This window comes from Acidiphilium cryptum JF-5 (assembly GCF_000016725.1).
Classification (GTDB): Bacteria; Pseudomonadota; Alphaproteobacteria; order Acetobacterales; family Acetobacteraceae; genus Acidiphilium; species Acidiphilium multivorum.
This window is the reverse complement of the sequence record NC_009484.1, coordinates 3,258,864-3,270,597: the sequence shown is the minus strand read 5'-3', so window position 1 is coordinate 3,270,597 and position 11,734 is coordinate 3,258,864. Positions and strand designations below refer to the sequence as shown.

Here is an 11,734-nt window from a genome sequence, read left to right as displayed (position 1 = left end):
GGCTCTCTCCTCAGTCCCCATAGCCGCTGGCGGCGGCGGCGGTGCCGCGGTCGCGGCGGATCTCGCGCAGATACGACCCGTCGCGATGCGCCATCACCGGATCCTCCGGGAGGTTGCGCCGGCGCCGCCAGCCGGCGAGCAGCGGGCGCACATCGGTGCGGAACGCCTCCATGACGATGCGATGCGCGCCCAGCACGTCCCCCGCTTCCTGGGCAGCGGCCAGTGCTGCGCGATCGATCAGCAGCGCCTTCGCATAGGCCTCCTGGCAGTTCAGCACGCTCAGGATCATGCCCTCGATCTTTTCCTCGATGTTGAAGCTCTGATCGATCATGTATGAAACCGCCCGGGCGCAGGCGGCGGTGTCCGTGTCCGCATCCGCCTCGGCGGCGACGAGTTCGGCATAGATCAGGAACAGTTCGAGCGGATTGACCGAGCCGACGATCAGGTCGTCATCGGCATAGCGGCGGGCGTTGAAGTGGAAACCGCCGAGCTTGCCCTCGTCGAGCAGCACGGCGACGATCGATTCGATGTTCACGCCCTGCGCGTGATGGCCGAGATCGACCAGCACCGCCGCCTGCGGCCCGATCGCCCTGGCATGGGCGAGCGCCGCGCCCCAGTCGGCCAGATCGGTGTAGTAGAAGGCGGGCTCGAAGAACTTGTATTCGATCAGCATGCGCGCGCCCTCGGGCAAGAGTGCCGCGCAGGCTTCGAGCCCGCCGCGCAGCCGCCGCCGGCGGGCGCGGAAATCGTCCTGCCCGGCATAGTTGGTGCCATCCGCGAACCACAGGCTGAGATCGGTCGAACCCGTCGCCTTCATGATCGCGATGCATTCCTCGAGATGCGCCGCCGCCTTCGCCCGCACCGCCGCCTGCGGGTGGGTGAGCGAGCCGAGGCGGTAGTCGTCGTCCTGGAACAGGTTCGGATTGATCGCGCCGATGCCGATCCCGCGCGATGCCGCGAAGCGGCCGAGCGCCGCCGGATCGTCCACGCGGTCCCAGGGAATGTGCAGGGCGACGCGCGGCGCGATGCCGGTCTGCCGGTGCACCTCGGCGGCATCCTCGATCTTTTCCCACACGCTGCGGGCCGCGCCCGGCAGCGGGAACGTCTTGAACCGCGAGCCGGTATTGCCGAACGCCCAGCTCGGCGTCTCGATCGCCTGCGCATCGAGCCGCGCCATCACTGCTTCCTGGTCCATGTGTCCTCCCTGCGCCGCCGGCGCGTTCACGGCGCGACGATCACCCTGATGTCGGCTGCCTCGAGCGCCGCCATGTCCGCATCCGCCGGCGGCCGGTCGGTCACCAGCACGTCGATCTCGTCCATCGCCGCGATGGTCGCGAGCGCGCGGCGGCCGAATTTCGATGAATCCATCAGCGCCACGGTCATCGCGCCGGAACGCAGCATGGCGCGCTTCGCCCCCACTTCCGGCAGATGCGAGTCCGTCAGCCCCAGCGCGGCATGAAAGCCGCGCGCCGAAAAGAACACCTTGTCCGGATGCAGGCGCGACATCGATTCCTCGAACAATACCCCGGTGAACGAGCGGGCGGGCCCATGGAACGCGCCGCCCACCATCACGAAGGGCACAGCACTCGCGGCCAGCGCATTGGCGGCGTCGAGCCCGGAGACGATCGCCGACACGTTCCGGTCATGCACCATGCGCACGAGGGCGAGCGCGGTGGTCGAGGCATCGAAGGCGACGGTGTCGCCCGGCGCGATGAGCGACAGCGCCGCGCGGGCGATCGCCGTCTTCGCCTCGGTGTTGCGGGCGGCCCGCAGCTGGTGGCTGATCTCCTCGCCCATCCGCTCGCGCAGCCGCGCGCCGCCGCGCACGCGCTCCATCAGCCCCTGGTCGACCAGCGCGTCGAAATCGCGCCGGATCGTCATTTCGTGAACCCCGAACTCCGCTGCGAGATCGCGCACACGCACCACGCCGCCGCCGAGCGAACGGCGCAGGATGTCCTGCTGGCGCTCCGAGGCCGGAATGTCCTGGCGTTGCGTTTCGCTCATCCTGCTGTTTGAAATCCCTGACAATCTAACATCATCATGTGCGCTATAAGATCATCGCCGTTCAAGAATATCAAGGCTTGAGCATGAATTTTTCGATCTCGAATATTGCACCGCACCAAATCGGCACGAAACTCAGAAATGACTTGACAGATTTATGTGCGCCGATGTTTGCTACATGTGACATCTGGTCGGGCCGTCAATCCGGCGCCGGCCGGGAACGTCGTGGTCCAAGAAACAGAAAGGAAACGCCAATGACCCTCGCGGCCCGACTCCGCCACCAGACCGCCTTCCGGCTCGGCCTCGGCCTCGCCGGCGCGATGATCCTCGCCGCCGGCGCGACGCCGGCCCGCGCCGCCGAGCCGACCATCGCCTTCGTGCCCAAGCTGATCGGCATCACCTATTTCACGGCGATGAAGCAGGGGCTGGATCAGGCCGGGAAGAAGTTCGGCGCGCACATCATCTACCAGGGGCCGACCACGGCCTCGGTCTCCGGCCAGTCGGAAATCGTGCAGAGCCTGATCAACAAGCACGTCACCGCGGTCGGCGTTTCCGCCAACAGCCCGACCGCGCTCGAGGCGCTCGCGAAGCAGGCGAAGGCAAAGGGAATCCTGTTCTATTCGAGCGACTCCCAGGTCGAGGGGCCGGATGTCGCCCTACGCGTGCAGCAGACCAGCAACAAGGCGCTGGCCGACACGGTGGTCGACCAGCTCGCCAAGACGATCGGCGGCAAGGGCGATGTCGCCTTCGTCTCCGGCGGGCCGACCGCGACCAACCTGAACGCATGGATCGCGCTGATGAAGCAGCGCCTCGCCGCGAAATACCCGCAGATCAAGCTCGTCTCGGTCCAGTACGCCGGCGAGGACATCAACAAGGCGACGCAGGTCACCGGCCAGTTGCTGTCGGCCTATCCGCACCTGAAGGGCGTGGTCGGCATCAATTCGACCGCGGTGCCCGGCGCCGCCCAGGCGGTGCTGCGCGCCGGCCTCAGCGGCAAGGTCGCCGTGACCGGCATCACCGACCCGAACAGCATCCGCCCCTTCATCCTCGACGGCACGGTGAAGAGCGTGGTGCTGTGGAACCCGATCTCGCTCGGCTACCTCACCGGCTGGGGCGTGATCCAGGAGCTGGAGCACAAGCCGTTCAAGGCGGAAAACACGGTGCCCGGCCTGAAGCAGAAGGTGAAGTATTTCCCGAAGACCCACACGCTGCTGCTCGGCAATCCGATGGTCATCACCAAGGCCAATGTGAGCATGAATTTCTGAGGCCGGGATGCCCACGCCGTCCTCACCCCGGGTCGAGGTCTCGGGAATCCGCAAGCGCTTCGGCGGTGTGACGGCGCTGGGCGGCGTCGATCTCTCGATCGGGCGGGGCGAGGTGCATGCCCTGCTCGGCGAGAACGGCGCCGGCAAGTCCACCCTGATCCGCGTTCTCACCGGCGCGATCATGCCCGACGAGGGCGAGATCCGGATCGACGGCGCGCCCCGCCGCTTCGCCCACCCGCGCGACGCGCAGGCGGCCGGGATCGCCGCGGTCTACCAGGAGCCGATGATCTATCCGCACCTGACGGTGCTGGAAAACATCTTCACCGGCAACGAGATCGCCTCCGCCGCCGGCATCGTGCGCCGGCAGGAGATGGCCGAGGCCGCGCTCCCCTGGTTCGACCGGCTGGAACTCGACCCCGCCCTGCTGCACCGCCGGATGGGCGAACTCAGCCTCGGCTATCAGCAGCTCGTGCTGATCGCCAAGGCGCTGGTGCAGGACGCGCAGGTGATCATCTTCGACGAACCGACCTCGATCCTGTCCCAGGCGGAGACCGACCGGCTGTTCACCATCATCGGCCGGCTGCGCGCCGACGGCCGCTCGATCGTCTACATCACCCATCGCCTCGACGAGATCCGCCGGATCTCCGACCGCGTGACGGTGCTCACCGATGGCCGCGTCACCGGCAGCGCGGCGGCGGACGATCTCGACGAGGAGCGCCTGCTCGACCTGATGGCCGGCAAGGCGCATCGCGATTACGGCAAGCCGCGCGAGGACCGGCGGATCGCCAACGATGCCGATCCCGCCCTCAGGATCGAGAAACTGACCAGGGCGGGACTTTATGACGGCGTGGACTGGTCGATCCCGCCGGGCACGGTCACCGGCGTCTACGGGCTGGTCGGCTCCGGCCGCAGCGAAGTGGCCCTCGCCGCGTTCGGCGCGCTCCCCGCCGACAGCGGCCGCGTCCTGCTGCACGGCCGGCCGATCAGCCCGCGCGATCCGGCAGAGGCCATCGCCCTCGGCATCGGCTACCTGCCGGAGGATCGCAAGCTGCAGGGCATCTTCGCCACCAAGCCCCTCGAGGCAAACCTGACCGTCAGCACGCTCGACCGTTTCCTCCGCGCCGCGATGAGGCTCGATTTCGCCGCCCTGCGCGGCGAGGCGGCGCGGCTGATCGCCCATTACCGGATCAAGGCGCGGGACGAGACGGTGGCGATCGGCACGCTCTCGGGCGGCAACCAGCAGAAGGCGCTGTTCGCCCGCTGGGCAGGGCAGTCCCTGAAGGTGCTCATCCTCGACGAGCCGACCCGCGGCATCGACATCGGCACCAAGGCCGAGATTCACGACTTCATCCGCAGCCTCGCCGCCGGCGGCCTCGCCGTCGTCGTGATCTCGTCGGACCTGCCGGAGGTTCTGGCGGTCAGCGACCGGGTGATCGTGATGCGGCGGGGCACGGTCGTGCAGGTCGCCGAAGGCGAGGCGATGCAGGCCGAGACGATCCTCGCCGCCGCCGTCGGCGCCGCCGCGCGCGCGGCCTGACCCGGCGGCCCGGCGCAAGATGCAGGAAACGGACGCAAAACGCATGTCAGTCGACAACCCGGCGGGAACGCCGCGGACGATCGGGGCGTTCGGCCCCGCCCCCACCACCGGCCGCCCCGCCCCGCGGCCGCCGCGCGACTACCTGCCGCGCGGCCGCGAGGGGCTGCTGCTGGTCACGCTCGCGATCCTCGTGCTCGCGGCCGGATTCGGCTCGCACGGCGCCTTCTGGAGCCGGGTCAATCTCGACAATCTCCTGGTCGGCAGCGCGATCACGCTGATCCCGGCGATCGGCATGACCGTGGTGATCCTCACCGGCGGGATCGACGTCTCGACCGGCTCGATGCTCGGCCTCTGCACCGCGATCGGCGGCACCTGCTTCGCCGCCGGCTGGAGCATCGCCGCGACGATCCCGGTCTTTCTCCTCTCCGGCGCCGCCTTCGGCCTGATCAACGCGCTGCTGATCATCAACGGGCGCATCCCGCCGGTGATCGCGACGCTGGGCACGCTGAGCATCTACCGCATGTTCGTCTTCATCGTGCTCGGCGGCAACTGGATCACCCAGATCCCGCCGGCGCTGACGATGATCTTCGTGGTCGACCACCTGGCCTTCCTGCCGGTGGTCGCCGTCATCGCCCTCGTCCTGCTCGCCGCCGGCATGGTCTTCCTGCGGTATTTCCGCTGGGGCCGGCACGTCTACGCGCTCGGCAACAACGAGGAGGCCGCACGCCTCGCCGGAATCAAGCCCGAGCGGATCAAGCTCGCCGCCTATGTGATGCTCGGCCTGCTCACCGGCCTCGCGGCCCTGCTCACCCTCGGCCAGAGCCCGATGGCGCAGACATCGACGGGCAGCGGCTTCGTGCTGCAGGTGATCGCCGCCGTCGTGCTCGGCGGCACGGCGCTGAGCGGCGGCCGCGGCACGCTGCTCGGCACGCTGCTCGGCACGCTCATCGTGCAGGTCGTCGATGACGCGATCGTGCTGCTGCACATCCAGCCCTTCTGGGGCGGCGTCGCCCTCGGCGCGGTGATCCTGGCCTCGATCGGCGCCGGCGCGAAACGCGAAGCGATGGAGACACGCTGATGCACGCTTCCGGCTTCGAACGAACCCGCCCCGTCCTGCTGCTCGCCATGGCGGTGCTCGCCCTTCTCGGCTTCGCCATCGGCCACCCCGCGATCCTCTCCGGCGCCAATCTCTCGAGCATGGCGGTGTTCGGCGTCGAGATCGGCATGATCGCCCTCGGCCAGACCTTCGTGATCTGCGGCGGCGATACCGGGATCGATCTGTCGGTCGGCGCGACGATGGCGCTCTCCCAGGTGATTCTCGGCCGCCTGCTGCATGGCGGCCTGCCCTGGCCGGTGGCGGTCGGCGGCGCGCTGGCGTCCGGCCTGGCGCTCGGCGGGGTGAACGCCGCGGCGGTCAGCCGCTTCCGCATCCCGCCGATCATCGCGACCCTCGCCACGCTGTTCGCCTATGACGGGCTCGCGCTGGTGGTCACCGGCGGGGTGAATATCGACCTGACGAAATCGCCGCCCGCCTTCCTCGCCATCGGCCAGGGCACGCTGGCCGGCCTGCCCTTCCAGCTGCTGGCGCTCTACCTGCCGCTGCTCGCCGTCTTCGCCTTCGTCCAGCACGGCACACGCTACGGCCGCGCCCTCTACCTCACCGGCACCAACGACCGCGCGGCGACGCTCGCCGGCGTGCGCGTCGCGCGGGTCCGCGGCTGGGCCTATGTCGCCGCCGGGCTGGTCGCGGCGATCGCCGGCGTCGTCAGCGCCGCCCGGCTCGGCACCGCCCGGCCCGATGCCGGCGCGCAGGCGAACCTGATCAGCATCGCCATCGTCGTGCTCGGCGGCACCGGCATTTTCGGCGGCACCGGATCGGTGATCGGCACGGCGATGGCGACCGTCGTCATCGCCATCGTCGATTACGGCCTGAGCTACAACGACTTCAACCCGATCTATCAGGCCGGCGTGATCGGGACGATCCTGATCGCGGTCATCCTGATCGAAACCCCGTTCGTCGCCTGGCGCGCCCGCCGCCCCCGCGCCTGAACGCGAGACGCAGCGCCCGATGGAACAGATCGCCTTCCGCATGCAGCTCGACCCCGCGCAGGCGGCGGAATACGAGCGCCGCCACGACGAGATCTGGCCCGAACTCGTCGCCGCGCTAAAGGATGCCGGGATCAGCGATTACAGCATCTTCCTCGACCTGTCGGACGGCTCGCTCTTCGCCGTGCTGCGCCGCCGCCCCGGCCATGCGATGGACGCGCTGCCCGAACAGGCGGTGATGCGACGCTGGTGGCAGGCGATGGCCGACATCATGCGGACCAACCCGGACGCCTCTCCCACCGCATCGCCGCTGCGCCGCGTCTTCCACCTGCCCTGAAGCCGGCGGCCGACCCGGAGCGCGTTAAGCGTTTCTTCAGACATTCGGCTTAGAACCAGCCGGGGCCGACCAGCGGCAGCGGAAGCCATGTTAGTATTATTTATCAAATTCAAAGCACTATGCGGCGACCGGCGCGGCAATATCGCGATCATCACCGCGCTTGTATCCCTGACCCTGATCTTCATCCTCGGCATGGGGATCGATTACGGCCTCGCGATCGACCGCAAGTCGCAGATGGAATCCTATGCCGACGCCGCGGCCCTCGCCGCCGTCACCCCCGCGATGGTCGCCGCCGGCCAATCCTCCGCCATCACGACGGCCCAGAACGTCTTCAACGCGCAGGCCCTCACGATGACCGGCGTGACCTACAACGCCAACGACGTCACCGTGTCGATCGCCACCAGCGGCGACAAGCGCACCGCGACGGTGCAATACCAGGCCCAGTCGCAAGCCATGCTGCCGGATGTGATGGGGTTCGGTTCCATCAAGATCGGCGGCCAGGCCACGGCGACGACGACGATCGCCCCGAACATCGACTTCTATCTCCTGCTCGACGACTCCCCCTCGATGGCGATCGCCGCCACCCAGAGCGGCATCAACACGATGGTCGCCAACACGACGGCGCAGGGCGGTTGCGCCTTCGGCTGCCATGAAGAGAACCCCTCCGCCGACAAACTCGGCAATCCCTACGGCGAGGACAATTACGCCCTCGCCCGCAGCCTCGGCGTGACCTTGCGGATCGACATGCTCCGCCAGGCCACGCAGGACCTGATGACGACGGCGCAGACGACCGAAACCCAGAAGGGCACCACCTACCGGATGGCGATCTACACGTTCGACATCGGGCTGAACACGATCGGCAACCTCACCTCCGACCTTTCCCAGGCCCAGACCGAGGCGGGCAACATCCAGCTGCTGGAAGTCTACTCCAACAACTGGCTGACCCAGAACGACTACAATGACGACGAGGACACCAATTACGACACCGCCCTGAACGGCATCAACGCGATCATGCCCAACCCGGGAAACGGCACCGGTGCCGCCGGCGACACGCCGCAGGAAGTGCTCTTCTTCGTGACGGACGGCGTCGAGGACGAGGACGTCAACGGCAACCGCCAGCAATCCCTCCTCAACACCGACCTCTGCACCGCCATCAAGAACCGGGGGATCAGGATCGCGGTCCTCTACACCGAGTACCTGCCGCTGCCGACCAACAGCTGGTACAACACCTACATCGCGCCGTTCCAGAACAGCATCGCGCCAACCCTTCAGCAATGCGCCTCGCCCGGCCTCTATTTCGAGGTGAAATCCGGCGGCGACATTTCGGCCGCGATGTCCGCGCTGTTCCAGACGGCCGTGCAATCCTCCTATCTATCGAGTTAGCGGAGCGATATCGTGCTCCGAAAGACGAGACGCGCCCCGAAGACCGGAAGATTCAAGCTGCCGGCCCGGCTCAGAACCCTGCTCGGCGATGGCCGGGCGGTCGCCGCCGTCGAATTCGCGCTCGTCGCGGCCCCCTATTTCGCCTTGCTGTTCGCCATCATCGAGGCCGGGCTGATCTTCTTCACCCAGGAAGTGCTGCAGAACGCGACAAACGACACGGCACGCCTGATCATGACCGGGCAGGCGCAGTCATCCGGCATGACCGCGCAGCAATTCCTTCAGGACGTCTGCACCGACGGTGTGCCCCTGATCACCTGCGCCAATCTCAACGTCAACGTACAGACCTTCCCGTCCTTCAACGCCATCACGCAGGTCAATCCGCTGACAAGCGGCAACTTCAATACGTCATCGCTGAGTTACAGCCTTGGCGGCCCCGGCGACATCGTGATGGTTCAGGTCTTCTACCAGCTGCCGGTCATGGCCAGCCTGCTGAATTTCAGCTTCGCGACGATGAACGGCAACTATCGCCTGCTGCAGGCAACAGCGGTGTTCCGAAATGAACCCTACTGACGGCAAGAGCGGCGCATGCCCATGCACATGCACATGGGCACGACGCATCCTGCGCCGTCTCGCCGCCGCGTCCCAACGCCGCCGCGCGGGTGTGGCGGCGGTCGAGTTCGCCCTCGTTCTGCCCGTGCTCCTGCTGTTCTTCTTCGCGACGACCGAGCTGGAACAGGCGGTGATCGTCAACCAGCTCGTCTCGCAAACGGGTTCGACCATCACCAACATCGTCTCGCAATACACCAGCATCAGCGCGAGCACGCAGCTTCCGGACATCTTCTCCGCCGCGTCGCAAATCCTCGCCCCCTACCCCGCATCGCCAGCCCAGATCGTCGTCAGCTGCATCTCGATCGACGATGATGGCGATGCCAGGGTCGCCTGGAGCGAGGCCTCGAACGCCACTGCGCTGCAACAGGGTCAGGTCGTCACCGTCCCGACCTCACTCGACGTGCCGAATACCAGCGTCATCCTCGGACAGGTCGATTACGCGTTCGAGCCGACGCTCGATTTTCTCAAGCTCGGCCCGTTCCATCTCCAGTCCTCCGTCTACATGCTGCCCCGCAATTCCTCGACGATCAGCTTGGTGCCGTAAACGACGCAGGGTCATCGCCTTCGGCGGGCAGATCCCGCAACTCATCAGGCCGTTCCCGGCGTCCGAAACGCCACCGCCGGCAACCGCGCTGGCATGGCACGGTCACGGCCGGAATGAGTGCCGCAGGCGGGACGACCCGCGGCACCCAGACCCACTCAGGACAGGTGATGCACCTCCTGCAGGCCATAGACGGGCGTTGGAATGCCGACCTGCCGCGCTTTCAGCTGGAGGGCGAGATACAGCGAGTAATGGCGTGACTGGTGGAGATTGCCGCCGTGGAACCAGAGGTTTTGCTGCTGCGTCGGCTTCCACATGTTGCGCTGCTCGCCTTCCCAGGGGCCGGGGTCCTTCGGCGTGTCGGAACCGAGGCCCCAGACCTTGCCGACCTTGTCGGCGACCTCCTGGCTGATCAGATCGGCGGCCCAGCCGTTCATCGAGCCATAGCCCGTGGCGTAGACGATGAGATCGGCCGGGAGTTCCTCGCCATCCGCCATCCTCACGCCGGTTTCGGTGATCTCGTCGACCCCGACGCCGCTCTTGAGCTTGATGCTGCCGTCGATGACCAGGTCACAGGCGCCGACATCGATATAATAGCCCGAGCCGCGGCGGAGATATTTCATGAACAGGCCTGAATCGTCCGCGCCGAAATCGAGCATGAAGCCGGCCTTTTCGAGGGCGGCATAGAAATCGGCGTCCTTTTCGCGGATCGCGTCATAAACCGGGATCTGGAACTCGTGCATGATCCGGTAGGGCAGCGATGCGAAGATCATGTCCGCCTTGCGGGTGGTCACGCCATTGGCGACCGCCCTCTCGGAATAGAGCTCGCCGAGGCCGATCTCCATCAGCGAATCCGAGCGGACGATATGCGTGCTGGAGCGCTGGACCATGGTGACGTCCGCACCATGCTCCCAGAGGGCGGCGCAGATGTCGTGCGCCGAGTTGTTGGCGCCGATGACCACGACCTTCTTGCCCGCATAGGCATCGGGCCCCGGGTGCCGGGAGCTGTGGTGCTGCTCGCCGCGGAAGCGGTCCATGCCCTTGAACTGCGGGATGTTCGGCTTGCCCGACATGCCGGTGGCGAGGACGAGTTGGGTCGGACGGAGCTCGATCTCCTCGCCATCGCGATCGACGACGACACGCCAGGTGCCGCTCGCTTCATCGAAGGCGGCGCTCTTCGCGGTGGTTCTGGTCCAGTAATTGATCTCCATGACCTTGGTGTACATTTCCAGCCAGTCGCCGATCTTGTCCTTCGGCGCGAAGACCGGCCAGTTGGCGGGGAAATCGATATAGGGCAGGTGGTCGTACCAGACCGGATCATGCAGGCAGAGCGACTTGTAGCGCTTGCGCCACTGGTCGCCCGGCCGGTCGTGCCTGTCGATCACGATGGCGGGCACGCCGAGCTGGCGCAGCCGCGCGCCAAGCGCGATGCCGCCCTGCCCGCCGCCGACGACGAGGACATAAGGCTGGGTTTCGTAGCCGAGCGTGCGGGCTTCCTCCTCGCGCCTTTCCTGCCAGCTCTGCCGGCCGCGGCGGACGCCGTGCTCGGCGCCCATGGGCCGGCGGATGCCCTTGGGCTCCTCGTGCCCCTTGAGTTCGGCGAGGGTGGTGAGCAGCGTCCAGGCCTTGCCGTCCTGCAGGCGGAGCAGCCCCTCCCCGCGGCCGATCTTCGTCTCGAAGGCGAGCCAGGCCTCGATGACGCCGTTGGACTCGGTCGGCGGCTCGGCGAGCGCGAAGCTGACCGGACGGACATTGTCGAGGGTCGCCGCCAGCATGTCGCGCACGCCGTCGGGCGTTTCGACGGTCCTGATGTTCCAGGTGAAGGCGATCAGGTCGCGCCAGAAGCTGACCGGCGCAAAGAGCCGGGCGGCGGCTTCGGCGTCACCGGCGTTCAATGCCTGGCTGAAACTGTCGAGCCACGCCTCGACCGCCTTCTGCGGCGCGGAGACGGTGATGGGCTTGTCGATCGTCATGTCGTTCATGGGTTGCGTTTCCCTTGCTGTTGTGACGCCGCG

General features: G+C 67.2%; 11 protein-coding genes. 8 read left to right on the top strand and 3 right to left on the bottom strand.

The genetic code is table 11. The features are described from left to right. Positions 1-10: 10 nt before the first annotated feature. Together rhaI and ACRY_RS17445 are read right to left on the bottom strand one after the other, a co-directional pair. On the bottom strand, positions 11-1,195 hold the full coding sequence (rhaI, locus tag ACRY_RS17450) for an L-rhamnose isomerase (protein WP_012040462.1): 1,185 nt from the start codon (positions 1,193-1,195) through the stop codon (positions 11-13). A gap of 26 nt (positions 1,196-1,221) precedes the next feature. Beyond that, positions 1,222-2,004, bottom strand: coding sequence for a DeoR/GlpR family DNA-binding transcription regulator (locus tag ACRY_RS17445; protein WP_012040461.1), 783 nt, complete (start codon positions 2,002-2,004; stop codon positions 1,222-1,224). Positions 2,005-2,255: 251 nt separating this feature from the next. Here ACRY_RS17445 and ACRY_RS17440 point away from each other — a divergent pair, with 251 nt between their 5' ends. The 8 genes from ACRY_RS17440 to ACRY_RS17405 all read left to right on the top strand — a co-directional run bounded on the left by ACRY_RS17440 (position 2,256) and on the right by ACRY_RS17405 (position 9,722). After that, positions 2,256-3,266: an autoinducer 2 ABC transporter substrate-binding protein gene (locus ACRY_RS17440; protein ID WP_007423655.1), complete on the top strand. Its 1,011-nt coding sequence runs from the start codon at positions 2,256-2,258 to the stop codon at positions 3,264-3,266. Between the two features lie 7 nt (positions 3,267-3,273). Continuing rightward, positions 3,274-4,803, top strand: a complete 1,530-nt coding sequence (locus ACRY_RS17435) for a sugar ABC transporter ATP-binding protein (protein ID WP_012040460.1) — start codon at positions 3,274-3,276, stop codon at positions 4,801-4,803. A 43-nt stretch (positions 4,804-4,846) separates the two neighbouring features. Beyond that, positions 4,847-5,881, top strand: a complete 1,035-nt coding sequence (locus ACRY_RS17430; RefSeq protein WP_231295306.1) for an ABC transporter permease — start codon at positions 4,847-4,849, stop codon at positions 5,879-5,881. Further along, on the top strand, positions 5,881-6,852 hold the full coding sequence (locus ACRY_RS17425) for an ABC transporter permease (RefSeq protein WP_012040458.1): 972 nt from the start codon (positions 5,881-5,883) through the stop codon (positions 6,850-6,852). Before ACRY_RS17430 ends, ACRY_RS17425 begins: the two co-directional genes overlap by 1 nt. 19 nt (positions 6,853-6,871) lie before the next feature. Then, positions 6,872-7,186 (top strand): L-rhamnose mutarotase, encoded by a 315-nt coding sequence (gene rhaM / locus ACRY_RS17420; protein WP_012040457.1) that lies wholly within the window; start codon positions 6,872-6,874, stop codon positions 7,184-7,186. An 87-nt stretch (positions 7,187-7,273) separates the two neighbouring features. Beyond that, the gene (locus tag ACRY_RS17415; RefSeq protein ID WP_012040456.1) at positions 7,274-8,569 is read left to right on the top strand and encodes a pilus assembly protein TadG-related protein; all 1,296 of its coding nucleotides are present in this window, start codon (positions 7,274-7,276) and stop codon (positions 8,567-8,569) included. Positions 8,570-8,581: 12 nt separating this feature from the next. Further along, the gene (locus ACRY_RS17410; RefSeq protein WP_007423486.1) at positions 8,582-9,139 is read left to right on the top strand and encodes a TadE/TadG family type IV pilus assembly protein; all 558 of its coding nucleotides are present in this window, start codon (positions 8,582-8,584) and stop codon (positions 9,137-9,139) included. Continuing rightward, complete coding sequence (locus tag ACRY_RS17405; protein WP_012040455.1) at positions 9,126-9,722, top strand: TadE/TadG family type IV pilus assembly protein; 597 nt, start codon at positions 9,126-9,128, stop codon at positions 9,720-9,722. Before ACRY_RS17410 ends, ACRY_RS17405 begins: the two co-directional genes overlap by 14 nt. A 155-nt stretch (positions 9,723-9,877) precedes the next feature. On the opposite strand, the gene ACRY_RS17400 is transcribed toward ACRY_RS17405, so the two are convergent. Beyond that, on the bottom strand, positions 9,878-11,701 hold the full coding sequence (locus ACRY_RS17400) for an NAD(P)/FAD-dependent oxidoreductase (RefSeq protein WP_012040454.1): 1,824 nt from the start codon (positions 11,699-11,701) through the stop codon (positions 9,878-9,880). Positions 11,702-11,734: the final 33 nt, after the last annotated feature.

Bases quoted from the DNA above. Each gene is read 5' to 3' on its own strand.
- rhaI (WP_012040462.1), bottom strand. From the start codon at position 1,195: ATGGACCAGGAAGCAGTGATGGCGCGGCTCGATGCGCAGGCGATCGAG.
- ACRY_RS17445 (WP_012040461.1), bottom strand. From the start codon at position 2,004: ATGAGCGAAACGCAACGCCAGGACATTCCGGCCTCGGAGCGCCAGCAG.
- ACRY_RS17440 (WP_007423655.1), top strand. From the start codon at position 2,256: ATGACCCTCGCGGCCCGACTCCGCCACCAGACCGCCTTCCGGCTCGGC.
- ACRY_RS17435 (WP_012040460.1), top strand. From the start codon at position 3,274: ATGCCCACGCCGTCCTCACCCCGGGTCGAGGTCTCGGGAATCCGCAAG.
- ACRY_RS17430 (WP_231295306.1), top strand. From the start codon at position 4,847: ATGTCAGTCGACAACCCGGCGGGAACGCCGCGGACGATCGGGGCGTTC.
- ACRY_RS17425 (WP_012040458.1), top strand. From the start codon at position 5,881: ATGCACGCTTCCGGCTTCGAACGAACCCGCCCCGTCCTGCTGCTCGCC.
- rhaM (WP_012040457.1), top strand. From the start codon at position 6,872: ATGGAACAGATCGCCTTCCGCATGCAGCTCGACCCCGCGCAGGCGGCG.
- ACRY_RS17415 (WP_012040456.1), top strand. From the start codon at position 7,274: ATGTTAGTATTATTTATCAAATTCAAAGCACTATGCGGCGACCGGCGC.
- ACRY_RS17405 (WP_012040455.1), top strand. From the start codon at position 9,126: ATGAACCCTACTGACGGCAAGAGCGGCGCATGCCCATGCACATGCACA.
- ACRY_RS17400 (WP_012040454.1), bottom strand. From the start codon at position 11,701: ATGAACGACATGACGATCGACAAGCCCATCACCGTCTCCGCGCCGCAG.